This window comes from Luteibacter sp. HA06 (assembly GCF_054061215.1).
Window position 1 is genome coordinate 2,151,816 of the sequence record NZ_JBSSDZ010000001.1, and the last position, 21,854, is coordinate 2,173,669.

Consider the following 21,854-nt stretch of genomic DNA (forward strand, 5'->3'; position numbering starts at 1 on the left):
CGAGGGGCAAGCAGGCCGATGTTGCGCCGCAGCCGGCGCGCGTGCGCACGGTGAAGGAAATTGCCGCGGCCGCAAAAGTTTCAGTGGCAACCGTTTCGCGCGCACTGCAGCGTCCGGAACTGGTGAGCGAGAAAACCCGTGAGCGTATCAACGAGGTTGTCAAGCGCCTGGGTTATACGCCGAACGCGCTCGCCCGCAACCTGCGGACGTCGCGAACGCGGTTGATCGTGGCGCTGCTTCCGGACATCGCCAATCCGTTCTTCTCGGAGGTGATCCGCGGCATCGAGCAGGTCGCTTACGAGAAGGGGTACTCCGTCCTTCTGGGCGAGACGCAGAGCAATCTCGTTCGCGAGCAGGCCTATGCGGACATGGTCGCTGCCCGGCAGGTCGATGGCATGATTACGATGTTCCATCGCGTGCCGGCCATCCCCATGGATGGACGTCTGCCGCTGGTCAATGCCTGCGAATACGTCAAGGACAGCGCCATCTCAAGCGTCTATGTCGATAACGTCGCAGCGGCCGAAGCCGCCATCGATTACCTCGTTGCCCTGGGGCACCGCGACATCGCTTTCATTGCCGGGCCGTCATCGAGCCCGATCTGTGTCGATCGCGAGCAGGGTTACCACCTCGCATTGAAGCGAGCGGGCATTGCCGTCGATCCCGCCCTTACCGCCGTCGGGGATTTCTCCATCGAAGCCGGCGAGCGAGCCATCGAGATGTTCCGCACGCAGGGCCGCACGTTCAGTGCAGTGTTCTGCTCCAACGACGAAATGGCCATCGGTGCGATGCGTGCCCTGAGTTCCGCTGGCCTGCGCATTCCCGAAGACGTTTCCGTCATCGGGTTCGACGACATCCGCTTCTCCCGCTACACGACGCCACCGTTGACCACGCTTTCCCAGCCGAAGAACGCGCTGGGCCGCGAGGCCATGACGATGCTGATCGAAATCCTCAACGACCCCACGGTACCACCGCGCAAGCGGGTGTTGTCCGCCGAGCTGGTGGTGCGTGGGTCGACCGGGCCGCGCTAGATCACCCAAGGACCCAGCCGGGACGATACTCGCGGCGAAGGAAGGCGTTGGCCTCGGGCAGATTGGTGATACGCATGTTGTCGGCGTCGTATTCGATTCGGCCACCGGCACGCAGGGAAACGATGCCCAGCAGCATGACTTCAGTCAGCCGCGCGGCGTAAGCAAAGGGCGATGAAGCCTCTGCCTTGCCCTTGCAGGCATCGACCCAGTTCATTTCATGCGACGTGCCAATGCGCGCGAATTTCCGGGGCGGCGTACCTACCGAATCGTGCAACGACTGCGGCAGCAGGCGCGGGTTCGCACCGTAGGTCTCGTGGATCAGCTTGCCCTTGTCGCCCACGTAGAGCACGCCACCATCCTTGCTCATCTGTCCGGCGCCGAGCGCCTCCAGTCCGGGTGGGAGCAACGCACCGTCGTACCACGTGAGCCGCACAGGCGGCCGGCTGCCGCGTGCCGGGAAGTCGTAGTACGTCATGGTCGCCGAGGGGTACGACTCATGGTTAAAGGGTGTCGAGACGGTCTCTACGGACGTCGGGAAACCCAGGTCCAGCGACCAGAAAGGCGAATCGATCAGATGCGCTCCCATGTCCCCGATGGCACCGACACCCCAATCCACCCAGCCGCGCCAGTTGAACGGGTGATAGAGCGGGTGGTACTCGACCACGGGGCCCGGCCCGAGGAAGAGGTCCCACGCCAGACCCTGCGGAACCGGATAGTAGCCGGCCATGGCATTGGCCAGGCGGTCCGTCACCGCGCCCATGTCCCAACTCGCATCATCCGGCTTCGGCCGGGATTGTGGCCGCGGGATACCCTGCGGCCAGTAACCCAGCGGACGATTCGTCCAGACGTGGACCTCGCGCACATCGCCGATCGCCCCGGCCGCGATGTATTCGTTGATCAGGCGTGCGTCGTCGGTCGAGTGCCCCTGATTGCCCATCTGCGTGACGAGCTTCGGGTTGTTCGCTGCCTTCGCAGACAATGCGCGGGCCTCGTGGATCGACCAGGTGAGTGGCTTCTGTACGTAGACGTGCTTGCCGAGGCTCATCGCCGCACTGGCAATCACGGCATGCAAGTGATCGGGCGTGGCGATGACCACCGCGTCGATGTCCTTCTGCTTCTCGAGCATCTGGCGATAGTCGGTATATCGCCTGATCGAATCGAATTTGGCCGGAGAGCAGCTTGGTCTGCTGGATCTGATCGAGGAGTTCCCGGCGCTTTCCAGCAGTCTGAGCCTTGTCGAGCCGGGCCTGGGCCGGGCCGAGATCGGCGAACATCTTGCGGAACGTCTTCTCGGTATAGCCCCAGTCCACGTCGCACAGGGCGACGATGTTCTCGCCGGCCAGCGCGCGGATGTTGTGTGCGCCCATGCCGCCAACGCCTATGCCGGCAATGTTCAGGCGATCGCTGGGGGCTGTGTAGCCGGTTCCGCCAAGGACATGACGGGGCACGATAAGCAAGCCGGTCGCGGCGACGGCCGTGCCGGCGAGGAATTTACGACGCGAGGTATTTTCGATCTTCGATTCGTCAGTCATGCACTGCAATCTCCGCCTGGTTGGGTGCTTAAGCAGTCATAGATACACCTTTTGGCCTATGTCAAAAGCCCAGTCAACTTCCGCGTGCATCTTTTCCCCGATGCGCTACGTAAAACAATGGCTGCCGACGGAACGGTAAGGCCGACCGGGGGGTTGATGACATGCTGGTGGCAGAGGTAGGAACCGCAGGCAACGTCGACGGAATATCGGGAGCGGGATCCGTGTGAGGGAACCGGACGCGCCCAGGTGGCGCGCCGGTCACATCCATCCGTTCGACGTGAGAGATACGATCATGATCTTGAAACATACCTGTTTGGCCATAGCGTTGGCCTCCTTGCCCGCGCTTGCCATGGCATCCAGTCACCGGGAAGCGCCGTTCATCGCGACGCAGCCTCAGGTGGACGCCAGCGACTTCTACATGTTCATGAGCTATGAGGCCAACAGGGCCGGCTACGTCACCCTGATTGCTAACTACGATCCGTTGCAGGACGCCTATAGCGGGCCGAATTTCCATTCGCTCGACGAAAGCGCGGTCTACGATTTTCACATCGACAGCAACGGCAATGGCCGCTCCGACCTGACGTTCCGTTTTCGCTTCGACAATCACGACAAGAATCTCACGGTGCCCGCCGGCGGCAAGCCGCAGGCCGTGCCGCTGATCAACATCGGTGGCATCACGGCCACGGACCAGAGCAATCTCAATCGCATCGAGACCTATTCGGTCGAGGTGATGAAAGGGGAATCCCTCGCCTGGCGTGGTCAGGCCCTCCTCAATGCGGCAAACGGCTCCGGGCTCTTTACCAAGCCCGTGGACAATATCGGTAACAAGTCCATCGCCAATTACGAGGGCTACGCGAACGCGTACGTCTACAACGTGAAGATTCCCGGTTGCGCGGCTCCGGGGCGCGTCTTCGCAGGGCAGCGCAAGGATGGCTTCGTGGCTGACCTGGGCGGCATTTTCGACCTGGTGAACCTCAATCCGCTCGGTGCGCGCGACTCGACGCCCAATGCGTTGACCCAGAAGAACGTAACGACGCTCGCACTGGAGGTGCCCGCCACCTGCCTGGGTGCGACGAAGCAACAGCCTGTGATCGGTGGGTGGACGACGGCGAGTGAGCCGCGCTACCGCGTGCTCAACAATGGCGACAAGCCGTATAGCTTCGCGGACTTCGTCCAGGTATCCCGACTGGGTTCGCCGCTGGTCAATGAGCTCGTCATTGGCCTGAAAGACAAGGACAAGTTCAACGGCAGTCAGCCCAGCCAGGACAAGCAGTTCCTCAGCTACGTGACCAGTCCGACGGTGCCAGTGTTGCTGAATGCCTTGTTCGCCACCAACGTGCCGCACACGCCGCGCAACGATCTGGTCAGCGTGTTCCTCACCGGCGTCCAAGGGCTGAACCAGCCCGCGCACGTCACTCCCGCCGAAGAATTGAGGCTCAACACCTCGATCGCGCCGACACCAGCGGCTTCGCAGAATGACCTTGGCGTACTTGCCAACGATCTGGCAGGTTTCCCGAATGGTCGTCGTCCGTACGATGACGTTGTCGATATCGCGCTGCGCGCGGAAGCCGGGGCGCTGTGTAGCACCACGATCGGGACCTGCGGCGACCAGACGGCGGATCCGAACAACGCTGCGCCACTCACCGACGGTGCGCGTGCTGCCGGCGCGACGGCGGCGACCTCGGTGGTGACAGGCAAGATCTCCGCCGCAGATACATACCTGGACCATTTCCCGTACCTCAACACGCCCGTGCCCGGTTCGGTGAACCCGGCGGTCGCTAGCCAGTAAACCGGCGGCCCAAGGGCATCCACGCATGTACACCCACCTCGAGGTGGCACGCTCCAAGGCCATACGCCCTTCCTTACGGAGGGGCGTATTCCTCGTGGCCGTTTCCGCCGCGCTTTCCAGTGGTTCCGTCATCGCCGGGCATGCCACGCCGTACGTACCCGATTCACCGAACGTCATCCTGCAACGTGTTCCACCCGTAACCGATCCCCGCGTGCGCCAGTTCGAACGACTTCGCATCGATGCGGATGCCCATCCGGGGGACGCCCAGAAAGCTGTGGTCCTTGCTCAGGCGTACATCGACTTCGGACGTTCTACCGGCGACGCGCGCTACCTCGGGCGCGCCATGGCAGTGATCGATCCTTACATGAAAGCCTCCTTGCCACCGATCTCCGCGATGCTGGCCCACGCCACGATTCAGCAGAGCCGGCACGCCTTTGCTGCCGCGCGTAAGGAGCTCGACCAGATCATTCGCCGCGCGCCCGATAACGCGCAAGCGTGGCTCACCGTGGCGACGGTCGCCATGGTCCAGGGTGATTACCACGGCGCCAACGATGCCTGCGTCCACCTGACCAATACCGGTGGCGACTTCATGGGCATGATCTGCACCTCATCACTACGCGCGCTCGATGGCCGGGCGAAGCAGGCTTACGCGCTCCTTACCCTTATCGAGGACCCGGGCTCGAAGGCTCCTGCCGTCATTCGCGCGTGGATCGAAAGCCTGATGGCGGAAACGTCCGCACGCACGGGTAAGCTGGACGTCGCCGATGCGCATTTTCGTCGCGCCCTGCAATGGACCCCTGGCGACAATTTCCTGCTGGCGGACTACGGGGAGTTCCTCCTCGATCATGGCCGACCTGCCGACGCCCTCGCGCTGGTCGGCAACGACACCACCTCGGATACCTCGTTCCTGATTCGTGTCGCCGCAGAGGTCGCGCTTCAATCACCGGAAGCTACCCGCGATATCGCGGCGATGGACGCGCGCTTCGCCGCCATGGAACAACGCGGCGACCACATCTTTCTGCGCGAAGAGGCCACCTACCTTCTTCATGTCCATGGAAAAGCAGCAGAGGCACTCGCGCTTGCCCGGCAGAACTGGACCGTGCAGCGGGCACCCAAGGACGCGCAGGTGTACCTGGAAGCGGCGCTTGCGTTGCACGATGCGTCTGCCGCCAGGGAGGTGCTCGACTTCATCGCGCAAAGTGGCATGTCCGACGACATGGTCGATCCCCTGGCAACGCAGGCCCGGGTGGCTATCGCCAGCAAGAAGGCAGCGGGTCCGGCATCGGCAAGCCCCCGGACCGCACCTCGATGAAGGCGCCATGGTGGCTCCTCGCTTGCTACCTGGCCTTATCGCTGTTTACGCCAAGTGCATGGGCTCATAAGGAAAGCGACGCCTATCTCAGCCTGCGCACCGATCCGAAGGATGACCATCGGATGCATGGTCAGTGGGACATTGCCTTGCGCGATCTGGACTACGCGATAGGCATCGACGGAAACCACGATGGCGCGATCACCTGGGGTGAGGTTCAGGCCCATCGCCAGGCTATCGAGGCTTATGCCTTGCCACGGCTGACCGTCAAGGGCGATGGCCTGACGTGCGAGACGACGGCGACAGGTCAGGCCATCGACGATCATACCGATGGCACGTACGCCGTGATCCTGTTCGACGCGGTGTGCGACAAGAACATCCCCAGCCGGCTGACGGTTGTCTACACGTTGATGGTGGACATCGATCCCTACCATCGGGGCATCGTGACCCTTTACGCGGGAGATCGCGTTGCCGGCGCCGTGCTGGGACCGGATCGGCCGGAAGCCAGTCTCGATCTGCGTGTACCCGATCGGTGGAACGAATTTACGAGCTTCCTGAACGATGGTATCTGGCACATCTGGACGGGAACCGATCACATTCTGTTCTTGCTTTCGTTACTGCTGCCCGCCGTGCTCATAATGCGACAACGAACCACGACGGCAAACCTCGCATGGCTGCCTGTCGAGAGCTTCTGGCCGGCATGTCTCGATGTCATCAAGATCGTCACGGCCTTCAGCATTTCCCACTCCGTCGCGCTGTCGATGGCGGTGCTCGGCATCGTGCACGTTCCGAGCCGGCTGGTGGAATCGGGCATCGCGTTGTCCGTGTTGGTCGCTGCCTTCAACAACGTTTATCCCATGGTCGCCAAGCGGGTATGGTTGATCGCGTTCGCGTTTGGTTTCATCCATGGGCTGGGTTTTGCGAGCGCCCTGACGGGGTTGCAACTGCCTGCGGGTGCCATGGCCGCATCGCTGGGAGGTTTCAGCGTGGGTGTGGAAATCGGCCAGGAAGCTATCGTCCTGGCCTTCCTGCCTGCAGCGTTCGCGATACGGCGCACGAGGTTCTACCAGGTCGGCCTTGTGCGCTGGAGTTCGTGGATCATCGTTGCCATTGCCGCGGGCTGGTTGGTCGAGCGCGTGTTCGACGTATCGATCCCCGGCTTCGCCTCGATCTTTCCCAATTGATTCTAGAGATTCACGTTCAGTGTCACACGGTACTGCCGCGGCTCGCCGGGGTGAACCGTAATGCCATCCGCCACAAGCGGCCGGGTCGGTGCAATCTGATAGTCCTGATCGTAGGCGATGTCGAAGTAACGGCGATCAAAGGCATTGAGCACATCGAGGAGCAGGGTCATTCGCGGCGTCAGCGTACGACTCAGTCGCAGGTTCGTCACCAGGGACGACGGAGCACGCAGCGCGCCGTCCTGCGACAGAGGATAGCCGCCGATGTAAAGTGTCTTGATGCTCGCCGACCAAGGTCCAAAACGATGGAGGGTCACTCCCAGTGACGCGACCTTGCCAACGGCGTTCGGAATGCGATCGCCGGATTCGTCGTTCTCGTCGGCATGAGCATAACGCGCGTGGGTCCAGGCCAGATCGGCGTCGATGAGCAGGTAGCGGCCCAGTGTCAGGTGATTGTTCCATTCCACACCGCGGCGCCGGCTCGCGCCATTGATCTGCGTGCCGCCCGAGTCGGCACCGTAGACGAGTTCCGAATCGCTATTGAGTCGCCATAGTGCCAACGAGCTTTGCAGGCCGGGCACCCATTCGGTACGAAGGCCGATCTCTTCGCCGAAGCTACCGACCAGTGCCGGCGCGCGTTGTAGCGTGGCACCGGATGACGCGTCGAAACGGTCGACGGCGCCGCGCGCATCATTACTGTGGAAGCCCTCGCCAACGTTCGCGAAGAACTCCGTCTTCTGCCACGGCCCGAAGATCAGCGCCAGTTTCGGCGAGACGCGATGATCGTAGACGTTGCCGTTGTTCGAATGGTAGGTACTCGAAGTGAGGTCCAGTGCGATGCCGTCGGTCCGCACCCCGACGATGCTTCGAAACCAGTCGCGCCACTGCGTCGTATTCTGGATATAGAGGCCCGCTTCGGTCTCGCTGACCTGATTATCGCTGACCGTGTTGAACGCCTCCCGCGCCTGGGAATCGTAAAGGGATACGTGAATGCGATCGTGCCGCACCTGCAAGCCGACTTCGGTCGTGCTGTCGTGACCGAGCCAGGATCCCTCCCAGCCTTTGATCACATCGCCGCCCACGATATTGCGGGCGTCGCGCTGGTTGAACTGGTCACCGCGGATGGGGTCGTTCTCGAAGTAGGTGAAGTTCGACCACAACTGCAAGCGGTAATGTTCCAGATAACCCGATACCCGCGTGTAGGTATCGCCGTCCTGCGCATGCCATTCGCCGGAAAGGATGGCCCGTGCGGTGCGGCCGCCGTCGGTTGGGTCCAAGGCACAGAATCGACAGAGCTCCCCCGAACGGATGAGCTCCAGAGGCACTTGGTCGGTCGAATTCCAGCGTGCGGCATAGCCCAGTGCCTCGGCAGACCAGCCGTGACGCTCGTCGCCATCGGAAAGTCGAAGCAGGCCGTTGAGCTTGCGCATGCGATCGGGGTGCTTCCAGGGGCCGTTCTCCTGCATCGACTCGAAGGCACCCAATAACGTCATGCCGTTCGGCAGCACCGTTGAACCAGCGAGCAGCCCGCGCCGGTAGCCGTTGGATCCATAAGTCGCGCTCAGCAGGGGAGCCGGCAGGGAGGTGCGATAACGGACATCGGCGGTCCCGGCGGAGGAGAAGTCGCCGCTCTGCGCGAAATAGGGGCCTTTGCGGTAATCGATGCGATCGACGAGTTCCGGGATCAGGAAATTGATGTCGCTGTAACCCTGGCCGTGGCCATTGGTCGGCATGTTCACCGGAACGCCGTCGACGCGCGTCGCGAAGTCCGTCCCGTGGTCGAGGTTATAACCGCGCAGGAAATACTGGTTGGCTTTTCCCTCACCCGAGTGCTGGGTGACGACGAGGCCTGGGATTGCCTCGAGTATCTCGCCCGGTCGCAACGCCGGCACGTCTTGCAAGAGTGCGCCCAGGATCACACCCTGCGACGCGGCATCGGACTTTCCAACGCCGTTGTCATAGTGCCCATCGACCATGACGGGAGTGAGGTTCACCGGGGGAGGGGAATCCACAGTGTTTTCGCCAGCGTTGGCCGTCTGGGATGCGAGCAGCACTAAAAAAAGGCGGGCGATAAGCCCGAGGTGCCAATCGACGCGGTTTCGCTTGTTCACGCGTCGTCCCCCGAACCGATGACGAACCCGGTGCACCCCTGCGGAAGGGTATACGAAACGGATCGTCGGCCGGATGCGGTTCGCGAGCTAGCGGCTAGAGCAGGGCGTCCCGCTTGGCGAAGATGCGTGTCATCTCCGTCATGTTCTCGGTTCCCCACGTGCATAGCGGAAGGATCGCTTCGGCCAGCGTGCGTCCAAGCGGACTTAAGGCGTAATCCACGCGTGGCGGCACCTCCTTGTAGTCGTTCCGCGCGAGCACGTGATCGGCTTCTAGGTCCTTCAATTGCTGGATCAACACTTTGTCGCTCACGCCCGGGATCAAGCGCTTCAGTTCGCCATAACGCTTCGGGCCGTCGCGCAGGAAGAACAGGACCAGTGGTTTCCACTTCCCCGAGATGATACGGAGCGTGGCATTGAGGCCGCAGCCGGGATCGCAGGTTTCGGGAGGTGTCGTCATTTTTTTGATACTTACCAAAAAGTGCATACTTGTCCATTAGTTATCAGGGCCGCATCCTTCTTTTCAAGTAAGCAGTACCTCTGCTTCCGCACAACTTGAATGAAGGATGCACGTGATGAACCGACTGAATGGCAAGACCGCAGTAATCACCGGTGGCGCTACCGGCATTGGCCTCGCTGCAGCGAAGCGCTTCGTCGAAGAAGGCGCTTTCGTCTTCATTTTCGGGCGCCGACAGGAGCAGCTTGACGCTGCTGTAGCGGGCCTGGGACCCCATGCCCGCGGCGTGAAGGGCTCGGTCTCGGATGAGGCCGACCTCGATCGACTGTACGCAGCTGTGAAGGCCGAGCGCGGCACCCTCGACATCGTCTTTGCCAATGCCGGGGCAGGTAGCCAGGCGAAGCTTGGGGAGATTACTGCGGCGCACATCGACGAAACGTTCGACACGAATGTGAAGGGCACGATCTTCACGGTGCAGAAGGCGTTACCGCTGATGGGTGAGGGCGGTTCGATCATCCTTACCGGCTCGAGCGCCGGCACTACGGGCGCGCCGACCATGAGCGCTTACAGCGCGAGCAAGGCGGCTGTGCGCAACCTGGCACGTACCTGGGCAGAGGATCTGAAGGGCACCGGTATCCGGGTCAACGTGCTGTCGCCCGGCGCGACGGCGACCGAACTGGCAAAAGCAGCGTTGGGTGAGGAAGGCCAGAAGGTCTACGCCGCGATGACTCCGTTACTGCGCATGGCCGATCCGTCGGAGATCGGAGCGGTGGCTGCGTTCCTCGCCTCGTCCGACAGCAGCTTCATGACTGCCAGCGAAGTCGCGGTCGATGGCGGCCTGGCGCAACTCTGACCGACTACCGAAAGCGGAGATATCCCATGAGCACTGAAGAGAATGTTCAAGTGGTGAAGGCGTTCTTTGAAGCCATTGGCAGCGGCGACAAGCAACGTCTGCTAGAGCTGGCTGCTGAAGATGTCGAGTGGATACTCCCCGGCAAGGACTGGCCGCTTGCCGGAACGTACCGCGGACATGCGGGAATGGCGGAGCTGGTGAAGAAGGAATCCGACACCATCGAGATGTCGCTCTCCGAGCCCCGGGAATTCGTCGCGCAGGGAGACCGGGTTCTGGTTGTCGGCGCAGCGAAGGGGACCATCAAAGCCACGAACAAGCCGTTCGAGGACGAATGGATCTTCGCTATCACCGTGAGGAACGGCAAACTGGTGGGCATCCGGGAGTACATTGACACGCAGGCTATGGCGCGGGCGGCGCAAGCCGGCGCCTGAAGGCCGGCGTCATGCCAAAAACCGTAACGGAGATCATGATGTACGACGAATCCCAGCAGTCCGAGTTGATCCGGTTCGCCCGCGTCGATGCGGGATCGACGGTTATCGATGTTTACCCGGGAGACGGTGACTGGACGCGCCGCTTCTCCGAGGTTGTGGGGCCGGAAGGCCGTGTCTACAGCTTCGTGCCGACAGAAATTTCCGACCTGAAGGCCGATCAGGTCGATCGCATGCGGGCGATCGCACAGGAGCCCGGTCGCGCAAACGTCGAAGCCGTCTCCGCGGATCTCATCGGGATGCCGGAGGCGACGCAACCCGTCGACGTGCTTTGGATGCACCTGTTCTATCACGATCTCCACACCGAGCTGATGCGGAAGAAGGGAGGGAACGCGGCTGACTTTAACCGGATCGTCTTCGAGCGGCTCAAGCGTGGTGGTGTCTATGTCATCGTCGACCACGCCGCTGCTGATGGGTCAGGCACGAGCGACGCCCAGTCACTGCATCGGATCGACCCTGCATCTGTCCGTGCGGAAGTGGAGTCGGCCGGTTTCGTGCTCGACGCTGAAAGCGCCTTGCTCGCGAATAAGGACGATCCTCGCTCGATCAAAGTGTTCGATCCCTCGATCAAGGGACAGACCGATCGCTTCGCCTATCGGTTTGTGAAGCCCTGACAGCTACCCGGGGATGATCCGGCCCAGACTCGAAAGAGGTTGTCCCCGGGCCCGTTGCGCGCGCATCATCAGCCGATGAAGGTTTACCGCCACCGTTGGCCTGTACGGCTCATGCACTGGATCAACGTCATTTGCCTGACGGTGTTGCTTGGTAGCGGCCTGCAGATCTTCAACGCACACCCGAGCCTCAGCTGGGGGGAGACCAATACTCCCCAGTCGACCTGGCTGGAGCTCACCGCAGTCCGTGCGACGGACGGACGCCCGTACGGCCAAACCGTCCTTTTCGGGCACAGCATTCCGACGGACGGGGTGCTGGGGGCTTCGACATCCGGAGGGGAGCATGTCCAGCGTGGATTCCCCTCGTGGGCAACCATTCCCGGGCCTCGCTCCCTCGCCATGGGGCGCCGATGGCACTTTTTCTTCGGCTGGCTATTCGTCCTGAACGGGGCGGCTTACATCGCATGGTCGGTGGGATCCAGGCATCTTTCCCGTGACCTGATACCGACCCGAAGTGACTGGCGCAGCCTCGGCCAGTCGATCAAGGATCATCTTCGGTTGCGACATACCGATGGTGCCGACGCGCGTTATAACGTGCTGCAACGGCTTGCCTACCTCGGCGTCATCGTTGCAGCGTGCGCCATCGTGACGATGGGACTGACCTTGTCACCACGACTGAATGCGGCGTTTCCGTGGCTTGTCGATCTCGTAGGAGGCAGGCAGTCGGCCAGGTCGTTTCATTTCCTGCTGGCCTGCAGTCTCGTTGTCTTCGTCGCCGTGCATCTCTTTGAAGTCCTGATCAGTGGCGTGGTCAACCAGCTACGGAGCATGATTACCGGCTACGTCAGGGTGGAGGACAAGCATGAGCACGAATGAGCGTCGCGACTTCTTGCGGAATGCGATCACCTCCGCGCTCGGGCTGCTCCTTGTCGGCTGTGACCGGGTGTCGGACAGCGACAAAGGTAGCCGTATCCTCGACAGTGCGGAGGGCCTCACCCAGAGAGCTCAGGGCCTGCTGTCGCCGTCGACGCGGCTGGCGAAAGAATTCACGGTCGCGGAAATTTCCCCCGTTTTCAGGGGGAACGGCACGCTCATGCCGGACACGGCGGACTACGTCCAGTTGATGGCCAATGGGTTCCGGGACTACCGGGTGGCCGTGGGCGGCCTGGTGGAGGCGCCTCGGACATGGAGCATCGACGAGCTCGCGTCCCTGGGACAGCGCACACAGATTACCCGCCACGACTGCGTCGAAGGCTGGAGCGCGATCGGCCAGTGGACGGGTACGCCATTGGGCAAAGTTCTCGATGCCGTGCGTCCCCGCAAGACGGCCAGGTACGTCGTCTTCCATTGCTACGACAAATGGGACGACGACACGTTCTACTACGAGAGCATCGACATGGAGGAAGCGCGACACCCCCAGACGATCCTCGCCTACGGGTTGAACGGCGCGTCCTTGCCCGTGGCCAACGGCGCTCCCTTGCGACTCAGGGTGGAGCGGCAACTGGGCTACAAGCAGGCGAAGTACATCAAACGCATCGAACTCGTCGACAGCTTCGACGACATCGAAGGCGGTTATGGCGGCTACTGGGAAGACAACGGCTACGAGTGGTACGCAGGAATCTGACGAACCCGCGTCGCTCGCTGTTCAAGACGCTCCGTCTGTAAGCAAAACCGTGCCGTGCCCCCCGCACCGCAAAGAGTTGCATCGCGAGTGATCACATCTCGTTATGCCTCCTATACCAACCAATGATTTCAGCTCCGGCCGGGGTCGGCCGAGAATGGCCGCTCGATTGATGTCATGAAAAAGTGACGTCATATCCATTGATCGTATCTATCGATTACGTAGGAAAAACGATGGCAAAGTCGAGCAGCCAGAAGTTCATTGCACGAAACCGCGCCCCACGCGTCCAGATCGAATACGACGTGGAGCTTTACGGTGCCCAGAAGAAGGTGAGCATTCCCTTCGTGATGGGCGTCATGACCGATCTCTCCGGCGCGAGCGCGGCTGACCTGCCGCCGGTCGAAGAGCGCAAGGCACTCGAGATCGATGTCGACAACTTCAACGACCGTCTCGAGTCGATCCGGCCGACGGTGTCGTTCAACGTCCCCAATACGCTGACCGGCGAGGGCAACCTGGCCATCGAGATGCGCTTCGGCCACCTCGACGATTTCTCTCCCGCGGCCATCGCTCGTCATGTCGAGCCGCTGGCGAAGCTACTCGAGGCACGTACGCAGCTGGCCAACCTGGGCACCTATCTGGACGGGAAAGCGGGCGCCGAGAAGCTGATCGCGCAGGCGATCCAGGACCCGGCGTTGCTGGCCGCGCTTGCCGCGACCCGCTCGGCAAGCACCGATACGAAGGAAGACTGACCGATGGCGACCACGCAGACCCAGGCCGCCGAGGCCCTCGTCCAGACCACCGAGGGCGGTGACTTCGCCGCCTTGCTCACCAAGGAATTCCGCCCGAAGAGCGAGCGCGCCCGTGTCGAGGTGGAGTCCGCTGTTCGCACGCTGGCCGAGCAGGTGCTCGACCGCTCGGACATCGTTTCCGACGACGTCACGCAGACGATCAACGCCTATATCGCCGAGATCGACCGCAAGCTGAGCGAGCAGGTCAACCTGATCCTCCACCACCCGGACTTTCAGAAGCTGGAAGGTGCCTGGCGCGGGCTGCATCACCTGGTGACCAACACCGAGACGGATCCGCAGCTGAAGATCCGCGTGATGAACCTGTCCAAGAACGACCTCGGTCGCACGCTCAAGCGCTACAAGGGCACGGCGTGGGACCAGAGCCCGATCTTCAAGAAGGTGTACGAAGAAGAGTACGGCCAGCTCGGTGGAGAGCCTTACGGCTGCCTCATCGGCGACTACTACTTCGATCACGGCCCGCAGGACGTCGAGTTGCTGCGCGGTATGGCGCAAGTCGCAGCGGCATCACACGCGCCGTTCATTGCGGCCGCGGCGCCCGGCCTGCTCGGCATGGACGGCTGGAATGAGCTCGCCAACCCGCGTGACCTCGCCAAGATCTATTCCACGCCCGACTACGCGGCATGGCGGTCACTACGCGACAGCGAAGATGCCAAGTACGTGGCCTTGACCATGCCCCGCACGCTTTCGCGGCTTCCTTATGGTGCGAAGACCGACCCGGTGGAGGAGTTCGATTTCGAGGAAGACACCAGCGGTGCCGACTCCACGAAGTACACCTGGCAGAACGCTGCCTATGCGATGGGCGTCAACATCAACCGCTCCTTCAAGCAGTACGGCTGGTGCACGCGTATCCGCGGCGTGGAGTCGGGCGGCACGGTGGATAACCTGCCGGCGCACGTCTTTCCGACCGACGATGGCGGCGTGGACATGAAGTGTCCGACGGAAATCGCCATCACCGACCGTCGCTCGGCCGAGCTGGACAGGATGGGCCTGATGCCGGTGGTGCATCGCAAGAATTCCGACATGGCCGCCTTTATCGGGGCGCAGTCGCTGGCCCGTCCGGAGGAGTACGACGACCCGGATGCGACAGCCAACGCGGCGCTGAGCGCGCGCCTGCCTTACATGTTCGCCTGCTCGCGGTTCGCGCATTACCTGAAGTGCATCGTGCGGGACAAGATCGGCTCCTTCAGCACGCGTGAGCAGATGCAGGACTGGCTCACCCGCTGGATCCTCAATTACGTGGACGGCGACCCGGTCAACTCCAACGAAGAGACCAAGGCGCGCAAGCCGCTCGCTGCGGCGCAGGTGGTGGTCGAAGAGGTGGAGGGCAACCCCGGCTATTACACCTCCAAGTTCTACCTCAAACCGCACTACCAGCTCGAAGGCCTCACGGTCTCGCTGCGTCTGGTTGCTCGCCTGCCTTCCGGCAAGGCCGCCTGAGTCCTTCCCTAATCAAGCGTCATACGAGGAAAAGCGTTCATGGCTTTCGACATGCATCTCAAGTTCGGCCCCGGTCAGGTAAAGATCGAGGGTGCTTCCAATCACGCCAAGCACAAGGACCAGGTGCCGATCATCGCCTGGTCGTGGGGCGCCAGTAACTCGGGCAACCTCCACACCGGTGCGGGCTACGCGTCGGGCGGCAAGGCGAATGTGCAGGACATCACGATCACCAAGTTCGTCGATTCCTGTTCGAACGCGCTGATCAACGCCGTCTGCACCGGTGCACGCGTGGACAGTGCGACCCTTTACGTCACCAATGCGACGGGCGAACAGACCGACTTCGTGACCATCGAGCTGACCGAGGGCGTCATGATCACCTCGGTGTCCACCGGCGGCAGCGGCGGCGATGAGCGCCTGACCGAAAACATCACCCTGCATTTCGGTAAGTTCAAGTACTCGTTCCAGCCCCAGGACGACAAGGGCAAGGCGACGGGCGGCACCAAGGACTTCACCTACGACATGCAGCAGGTGAAGGGCACGGCCTGATCGTCGCATGGCCGAGCTGACCACCCAGGAGCGACTGCAGCCCTCGTTGCTCGATCGCCTGCGCGACGACGAACCCCACGTTGCGCAGGAGAGCCGGGACAAGCGCGTGATCACGGCGGCCCGCTTGCGTGAGTACGTCGTGCGCGACCTGGGCTGGCTGTTCAATACCACGCGCCACTGGTCGTCGGAGCAACTGGCCGGGTTGCCGTATGTCGAGTCTTCGGTACTCGACTACGGCATCCCGGACCTTACGGGTGCGGCCATCGCGGGACTGGATATCGAGGTGCTTCGCCAGCGTATCCGCACGGCGATCACCACGTTCGAACCACGCCTGGATCCGGCCACGTTGCACGTGGACGTCAAGGCCGACACCGCGCGAATGGACCGCCTGACACTGTCTTTCAGCATCGAATCGACGATGTGGGCGCAGCCCTTGCCACTCAACCTTTACCTGAAGACCGAAGTCGACCTGGAAACCGCACGCTTCAGCGTTTTCGACGGCCTCGGCTGAGATTATGGATCCCAGACTTCTCCGCTATTACAACCAGGAACTTCAGCACGTCCGTGAAACGGGCGCGGAGTTTGCCGCCGCGTATCCGAAGATCGCTGGCCGCCTGGGCATGGATGGCATGGAGTGTGCGGATCCCTATGTCGAGCGTCTGCTGGAAGGCTTTGCCTTCCTGTCGGCGCGCGTGCAGATGAAGATGGACGCGCAGCATCCTGTCTTCACCCAGCACCTCTTGCAGATGCTCTATCCCCAGTATCTCGCGCCCGTTCCATCGATGACCGTGGTCGAGATGTCGCCGGACAGCGGGGAAAGCCTGCCGGGCGAAGGTCATCTCGTGTCGCGCGGCACGGCGCTGCGCAGCCAGATCGGCTTCGGCGAGCGCACGGCTTGCGAATATCGCACGGCCCACCCGGTGAACCTGTTGCCCTTGTCGCTGGACGAGGCGCGTTATCTGTCCAGTCCCGCAGCGATTGCGGCGGCAGGACTGCATGTTCCGCCGGGGAGCAGTGCGCGCGCCGCATTACGCCTCCGCTTCAAGCTGAGTGCCGGCGTCCAGCTGGATGCGCTCGCCTTCGACGAACTGCCGGTGTTCTTCGCTGGTGCGGGCGACCTTGCCAGCCTGCTGTACGAGCAGGTGCTGGGTAACGGCATGGGCTTCTCCGTCGTCGCCGGCGACTCCGTTCGACACACGGGTCAGGCGGCCATCGAGCCGCGTGGTTTCACCGATGCCGAAGCCTTGCTGCCGGTGAGCGATCGCTCGTTCAGCGGTTATCGGCTGCTGCAGGAATACTTTGCATGCCCGCAACGCTTCCAGTTTGCCGCGTTCACCGGCCTGCGCCGGCTGCTTCCACGTTCCAGCGCAACCGCCTTCGACATCGTGGTCTGGCTGGACCGTTCCGTCGCGCGGCTGGACAAGGCGGTCGACGCATCGTACCTGCGGCTCTTCTGTACCCCGGCGATCAACCTCTTTCCGCGCCGATCGGATCGCATCCATCTTCGCGATGGCGCCGCCGAGTACCACGTGCTGGCCGACCGCACGCGGCCGATGGACTTCGAAATCTACGGTGTCGAAGACGTGCAGGGATTTGGCGATAGCCAGGAGCCCGAGCAGAGCTTCTTTCCGTTCTATGGTGGCAATGCGCGGACGTGGCACCAGCCCGCCTCGGCGTTCTATACGCTGCGCCGCGAACCGCGCGTGGCTTCCCAACGACAGCGCCGTGACGGGCCGCGCTCCAGCTATGTGGGCGGTGAGGTGTTTCTGTCGCTGGTCGATGGACGCGAAGCGCCATACGCGAGCAGCCTCCGCCAGCTGGGCATGCGCCTGCTGTGCAGTAACCGCGACCTTCCGCTGCATATGCCGGTGGGGAAGGGCAGTACGGACCTGATGCTCGACACCGATGCGCCCGTGCGGTCCATTCGCTGCGTAGCGGGACCAACGCGCCCGCGTGCTGCGATGGCGGAAGGGCAGGCGGCGTGGAAGCTGGTCAGTCACCTGCAACTGAACTATCTCTCGTTGCTGGAGCACGATGACGGCGCGGCGGCGTTACGCGAGATGCTCCTGCTTTATAGCGATGAATACGACGCGGCATCGCGCCGTCTGGTCGAGGGGCTGCGCGAGGTGCGTTCGGCGCCTATCGTGAGGCGTCTTCCGATCGCTGGCCCGGTGACCTATGGCCGTGGCCTGGAGATTCGCCTGACCTGTGAGGACCAGGCCTTCGAAGGCACCGGTGCCTTCCTGTTCGGCTCCGTGATGCAGAATTTCTTCGCCCGGTACGTCTCGCTGAACTCGTTCACCGAGACCGTGCTGCATACGCTTGAACGCAATGAGGTGGCACGGTGGACGGCTCGTTCCGGCACGCGCCCGATCCTGTAGCGCTGCTCGATACGTTGCGTGCCGATCCGTCGTCGTTCGACTGGTTCCAGGCATTGCGGCGGATCGAGTGCGTTTACACGGAGCATCCGCGGCTCGGTTATTCCGTGCGCCCCGCGGATGACCCCGTGCGTCTGGCGCACACACCCGCGCTGGTGTTTGCTTCGCGCACCATCGATCGCGTCGAGAACGACGACGGCCCGACCCCGCGCATCCACAGCCTGATGCTGGGCCTATGGGGCCCGAATGGCGCCTTGCCCCTTCACCTCACCGAGTACACGCTGGAGCGCGAGCGACTCGCGCGCGACCGCACATTCACCGCCTTCGCGGATGTGTTCCATCACCGCATGCTGAGCCTCTTCTACCGGGCCTGGGCCGACGCGCAGCCGACGGTTCAGATGGACCGGCCCGAGGAGGACGCCTTCGCGCACTTCCTTGGCGCGCTCGTGGGTATCGACAGTCCTTCGCTGGGCGCACGCGATGCCTTGCCGGACCGTTTCCGCCGTTACATGGCGGGACGCATCGTTGCCCAGGCGCGGAACGCCGAAGGACTCGTGGCGCTGCTTGCCGCCTTCTTCGCCGTGCCCGTGCACCTGGATGAATTTGCCGTGGCCTGGCTGCCGCTGCCCGACGAGGGGCGCCTGCGCGTGGGCAAGTCCATGGCCGGACTCGGCACGACCGCGGTACTCGGCGCCGCCGTGCGCGGTGCACAGCATCGCTTCCGCATACGCCTGGGGCCCATGGCGTTCGCCGATTACCGACGCTTTCTTCCCGGCGGAGATGCCCTCGGTGAGTTGCTCGCCGCCGTGCGCTTCTACGTGGGTGATGGGCTCGACTGGGACGTCCAACTGGTGCTGCGTCGCGACGAGGTGCCGCTGACGCACCTGGGTCGTGGTGCCCGGATGGGCCTGTCCGCGTGGATGGGCCGGTTCGCCGGTCCTGGCGACGCCGACGACCTGGTCCTGCAACCCCTTTCTGTTTCGAATCGTTCGAGGACGCCATCGTGACCGACATCAGTCGTACCGCCCTGTTCGGCAAGCTCAACGCCGTTGCCTATAAAGCCATCGAGGGCGCCACGGTCGCCTGCCGCCTGCGTGGACATCGCGAGGTCGAGCTAGTGCACTGGCTGCAGCAGATCCTGCAGCTGGGTGATTCCGATCTCCATCGAATTGTCCGCCATGTGGGTATCGATCCTTCGCGCCTGGCGCGTGACGTGGACGAGGCGCTGGAACGGCTGCCTGGTGGGGCAACCGCGGTCAGTGATCTCTCCGCCGACATCGAAGAAGCCGTCGAGCGCGCCTGGGTGTACGCCACGCTTAGCTTTGGCGAGACGCAGGTGCGCACGGGTTACCTGCTTGCCGGCATCGTTCGTACGCGTCGGCTTCGTCACGTGCTGACCGGGATCTCGAACGAGTTCACCAAGGTGCGTGCGGAAGGCCTGGTCGACGAACTTCCCGGCATGATCACCGGGTCTCCCGAGGAGCATCTCGCTGCCTCCGATGGCTTCCGGATGAGCGACGCCCCTGGGAGCTCGGCGGATGGCGCACCGGCACCGGCCCAGATGGGCAAACGTGAAGGGTTGCAGCGCTACACCGTGGACCTGACCGCGCAGGCGCGAGAGGGCAATATCGATCCCGTCGTCGGTCGCGACGATGAGATTCGCCAGGTTGTCGACATCCTCATGCGTCGTCGGCAGAACAATCCCATGCTGGTCGGCGAGGCCGGTGTCGGCAAGACCGCGGTCGTCGAAGGCTTTGCGCAGCGTATCGTCGCCGGCGATGTGCCGCCGTCTCTTCGCGATGTGGAATTGCGCGTGCTGGACGTCGGGCTGCTACAAGCCGGCGCAAGCATGAAGGGCGAATTCGAGAGCCGCCTCCGCCAGGTAGTGGATGAGGTGCAGGCATCGGCAACACCGGTGATCCTGTTCATCGACGAGGCGCACACGCTGGTTGGCGCCGGCGGCGCCGCCGGTACGGGCGATGCCGCCAACCTGCTCAAACCCGCCCTGGCCCGTGGCACCCTGCGCACGATCGGCGCAACTACCTGGGCCGAATACAAGAAGCACATCGAAAAGGACCCGGCCCTGACCCGTCGCTTCCAGACGGTGCAGGTCGCCGAGCCGGACGAGGCGAAAGCCGTGCTGATGCTACGCACGGTGGCCGGCGTGATGGAAGCGCATCACGGTGTCCAGGTGCTGGATGAAGCGATCGAAGCGGCGGTGCGCTTGTCGCATCGCTACATCCCCGCCCGACAGCTTCCGGACAAGGGCGTGAGCCTGCTCGACACCGCCTGTGCGCGGGTCGCGGTCAGTCACCATGCGGTGCCGGCACGCGTCGCCGATGCCCGTCGGCGCATCGAGGCACTCGAAGCCGAGCAGGCCATCATCGCTCGTGAAGGCGCGATAGGTATCGACGTCCTCGAGCGCAAGAACGCCGTCGAGGCCGCGCTGACCGCTGAAGTGCACCGCGTGAGCGAGCTGGAACACGACTGGACTGAGGAGGGCCATCTGGTCAGGGCCATTCTCGAACTGCGTGCCCGGCTTCGCGGCGTCGCGGAGGTGCCGCCTGGCGACACCGGTGACGGACGCGAGGCCATGCTCGTCGAGCTGCGCACACTGCAGGCTGAGCTCGCCGAACGCCAGGGCGAAGCGCCGTTGATCCTGCCCGCCGTCGACCAGCAGGCGGTGGCTGCGGTCGTCGCAGACTGGACCGGCATTCCTGTCGGCGGCATGGTTCGCAGCGAACTGCAGACCGTGATGAACCTGGCTGCCCTGATGAGCCAGCGGGTCATCGGGCAGGACCATGCCATGGAAATGATCGCCAAACGCGTGCAGACCTCGCGCGCCGGACTGGACAACCCCGACAAACCCATCGGCGTCTTTATGCTCGCGGGCACGTCCGGTGTGGGGAAGACCGAGACGGCGTTGGCGCTGGCCGAGACGCTTTACGGGGGCGAGCACAACCTCATCACGATCAACATGAGCGAGTTCCAGGAGGCCCACACCGTCTCTACGCTGAAGGGAGCACCTCCCGGATACGTGGGTTACGGCGAGGGCGGCGTACTTACCGAAGCGGTGCGTCGTCGTCCCTATTCGGTGGTGCTGCTGGATGAGGTAGAGAAAGCTCATCCCGATGTCCATGAGATCTTCTTCCAGGTGTTCGACAAGGGCGTCATGGAGGACGGGGAAGGGCGCCGGATCGATTTCCGTAACACGCTCATCATCCTGACGACCAACGCGGGCACTGAAACGATCGATCGCCTCTGCGCTGACGCGGCGCGCGTGCCGGACCTCGAGACGATGACGTCCGCACTGCGCGCGCCCTTGCTCGATGTCTTTCCACCCGCGTTGCTGGGGCGGCTCGTTGCTGTTCCGTATTACCCACTGAGCCAGCGGATGCTCGGCGAGATCGTCCGGCTGCAACTTCAGCGCATCAAGCGACGTGTCGAGGATCGCTACCGCGTGCCTTTCGAGTGCACCGAGGCGGCCATGTCGCTCGTCGTCAGTCGTTGCACCGAGAGCGAAAGCGGAGGTCGCATGATCGACGCGATCCTGACGAACACGATGCTCCCGGAGATCAGCCGCGAACTGCTGACGCGGACCATCAGTGGACAAACCGTGCAGTGCGTGACCGTTGACGCGGCTCCGGGCGGATTCCTGTACCGATTCGACCGCGCCGATGTTCAAGCCGAGTTGACCAGCGCCTGAT

At 63.0% G+C, this 21,854-nt stretch carries 20 protein-coding genes; 17 read left to right on the forward strand and 3 right to left on the reverse strand.

The window, feature by feature from the left end; translation table 11 throughout:
* Positions 1–50: 50 nt before the first annotated feature.
* Entirely contained in the window at positions 51–1,028 is a 978-nt protein-coding gene (locus tag ACVWWJ_RS09855; protein WP_456969692.1) for a LacI family DNA-binding transcriptional regulator, read from the forward strand.
* Between the two features lies 1 nt (position 1,029).
* On the opposite strand, the gene ACVWWJ_RS09860 is transcribed toward ACVWWJ_RS09855, so the two are convergent.
* Complete coding sequence (locus ACVWWJ_RS09860; RefSeq protein WP_456967645.1) at positions 1,030–2,154, reverse strand: Gfo/Idh/MocA family protein; 1,125 nt, start codon at positions 2,152–2,154, stop codon at positions 1,030–1,032.
* A gap of 37 nt (positions 2,155–2,191) precedes the next feature.
* Here ACVWWJ_RS09860 and ACVWWJ_RS09865 point away from each other — a divergent pair, with 37 nt between their 5' ends.
* The 4 genes from ACVWWJ_RS09865 to ACVWWJ_RS09880 all read left to right on the forward strand — a co-directional run bounded on the left by ACVWWJ_RS09865 (position 2,192) and on the right by ACVWWJ_RS09880 (position 6,842).
* The gene (locus ACVWWJ_RS09865; protein ID WP_456967646.1) at positions 2,192–2,602 is read left to right on the forward strand and encodes a hypothetical protein; all 411 of its coding nucleotides are present in this window, start codon (positions 2,192–2,194) and stop codon (positions 2,600–2,602) included.
* Between the two features lie 307 nt (positions 2,603–2,909).
* On the forward strand, positions 2,910–4,349 hold the full coding sequence (locus ACVWWJ_RS09870; RefSeq protein WP_456967647.1) for a DUF4331 domain-containing protein: 1,440 nt from the start codon (positions 2,910–2,912) through the stop codon (positions 4,347–4,349).
* Between the two features lie 25 nt (positions 4,350–4,374).
* Complete coding sequence (locus ACVWWJ_RS09875; RefSeq protein ID WP_456967649.1) at positions 4,375–5,661, forward strand: hypothetical protein; 1,287 nt, start codon at positions 4,375–4,377, stop codon at positions 5,659–5,661.
* Positions 5,658–6,842, forward strand: coding sequence for a HupE/UreJ family protein (locus ACVWWJ_RS09880; RefSeq protein ID WP_456967650.1), 1,185 nt, complete (start codon positions 5,658–5,660; stop codon positions 6,840–6,842). Before ACVWWJ_RS09875 ends, ACVWWJ_RS09880 begins: the two co-directional genes overlap by 4 nt.
* Positions 6,843–6,844: 2 nt before the next feature.
* On the opposite strand, the gene ACVWWJ_RS09885 is transcribed toward ACVWWJ_RS09880, so the two are convergent.
* Positions 6,845–8,950: a TonB-dependent receptor gene (locus tag ACVWWJ_RS09885; protein WP_456967651.1), complete on the reverse strand. Its 2,106-nt coding sequence runs from the start codon at positions 8,948–8,950 to the stop codon at positions 6,845–6,847.
* A gap of 94 nt (positions 8,951–9,044) precedes the next feature.
* Positions 9,045–9,407: a winged helix-turn-helix transcriptional regulator gene (locus tag ACVWWJ_RS09890; protein WP_159894604.1), complete on the reverse strand. Its 363-nt coding sequence runs from the start codon at positions 9,405–9,407 to the stop codon at positions 9,045–9,047.
* A 115-nt stretch (positions 9,408–9,522) separates the two neighbouring features.
* Between ACVWWJ_RS09890 and ACVWWJ_RS09895 the strand changes: the two genes are divergently transcribed.
* The 12 genes from ACVWWJ_RS09895 (at position 9,523) to tssH (ending at position 21,853) form a co-directional block, all read left to right on the forward strand.
* On the forward strand, positions 9,523–10,257 hold the full coding sequence (locus ACVWWJ_RS09895) for an SDR family oxidoreductase (protein ID WP_159894592.1): 735 nt from the start codon (positions 9,523–9,525) through the stop codon (positions 10,255–10,257).
* Between the two features lie 26 nt (positions 10,258–10,283).
* On the forward strand, positions 10,284–10,688 hold the full coding sequence (locus ACVWWJ_RS09900) for a nuclear transport factor 2 family protein (protein ID WP_456967652.1): 405 nt from the start codon (positions 10,284–10,286) through the stop codon (positions 10,686–10,688).
* An 11-nt stretch (positions 10,689–10,699) separates the two neighbouring features.
* A complete protein-coding gene (locus tag ACVWWJ_RS09905; RefSeq protein ID WP_456967653.1) occupies positions 10,700–11,359 on the forward strand; it encodes a class I SAM-dependent methyltransferase in 660 nt (219 codons plus the stop codon).
* Positions 11,360–11,434: 75 nt separating this feature from the next.
* Positions 11,435–12,232 (forward strand): cytochrome b/b6 domain-containing protein, encoded by a 798-nt coding sequence (locus tag ACVWWJ_RS09910; RefSeq protein WP_456967654.1) that lies wholly within the window; start codon positions 11,435–11,437, stop codon positions 12,230–12,232.
* Positions 12,219–12,980 (forward strand): molybdopterin-binding protein, encoded by a 762-nt coding sequence (locus ACVWWJ_RS09915; RefSeq protein ID WP_456967655.1) that lies wholly within the window; start codon positions 12,219–12,221, stop codon positions 12,978–12,980. Before ACVWWJ_RS09910 ends, ACVWWJ_RS09915 begins: the two co-directional genes overlap by 14 nt.
* Positions 12,981–13,210: 230 nt before the next feature.
* Positions 13,211–13,726, forward strand: a complete 516-nt coding sequence (gene tssB / locus ACVWWJ_RS09920; RefSeq protein WP_456967656.1) for a type VI secretion system contractile sheath small subunit — start codon at positions 13,211–13,213, stop codon at positions 13,724–13,726.
* Positions 13,727–13,729: 3 nt separating this feature from the next.
* Positions 13,730–15,223 carry a type VI secretion system contractile sheath large subunit gene (tssC, locus tag ACVWWJ_RS09925; protein ID WP_456967657.1) on the forward strand — a complete coding sequence of 498 codons (1,494 nt, stop codon included), beginning with the start codon at positions 13,730–13,732 and terminating at the stop codon, positions 15,221–15,223.
* 39 nt (positions 15,224–15,262) lie between these two features.
* Complete coding sequence (locus ACVWWJ_RS09930; protein ID WP_456967658.1) at positions 15,263–15,769, forward strand: Hcp family type VI secretion system effector; 507 nt, start codon at positions 15,263–15,265, stop codon at positions 15,767–15,769.
* Between the two features lie 7 nt (positions 15,770–15,776).
* Positions 15,777–16,280 (forward strand): type VI secretion system baseplate subunit TssE, encoded by a 504-nt coding sequence (gene tssE, locus ACVWWJ_RS09935; protein ID WP_456967659.1) that lies wholly within the window; start codon positions 15,777–15,779, stop codon positions 16,278–16,280.
* A gap of 4 nt (positions 16,281–16,284) precedes the next feature.
* Positions 16,285–18,150 carry a type VI secretion system baseplate subunit TssF gene (gene tssF, locus ACVWWJ_RS09940; RefSeq protein ID WP_456967660.1) on the forward strand — a complete coding sequence of 622 codons (1,866 nt, stop codon included), beginning with the start codon at positions 16,285–16,287 and terminating at the stop codon, positions 18,148–18,150.
* Positions 18,114–19,154, forward strand: coding sequence for a type VI secretion system baseplate subunit TssG (gene tssG, locus ACVWWJ_RS09945; RefSeq protein ID WP_456967661.1), 1,041 nt, complete (start codon positions 18,114–18,116; stop codon positions 19,152–19,154). The genes tssF and tssG overlap by 37 nt, the downstream gene beginning before the upstream one ends.
* Positions 19,151–21,853, forward strand: coding sequence for a type VI secretion system ATPase TssH (tssH, locus tag ACVWWJ_RS09950; protein WP_456967662.1), 2,703 nt, complete (start codon positions 19,151–19,153; stop codon positions 21,851–21,853). The genes tssG and tssH overlap by 4 nt, the downstream gene beginning before the upstream one ends.
* Position 21,854: the final 1 nt, after the last annotated feature.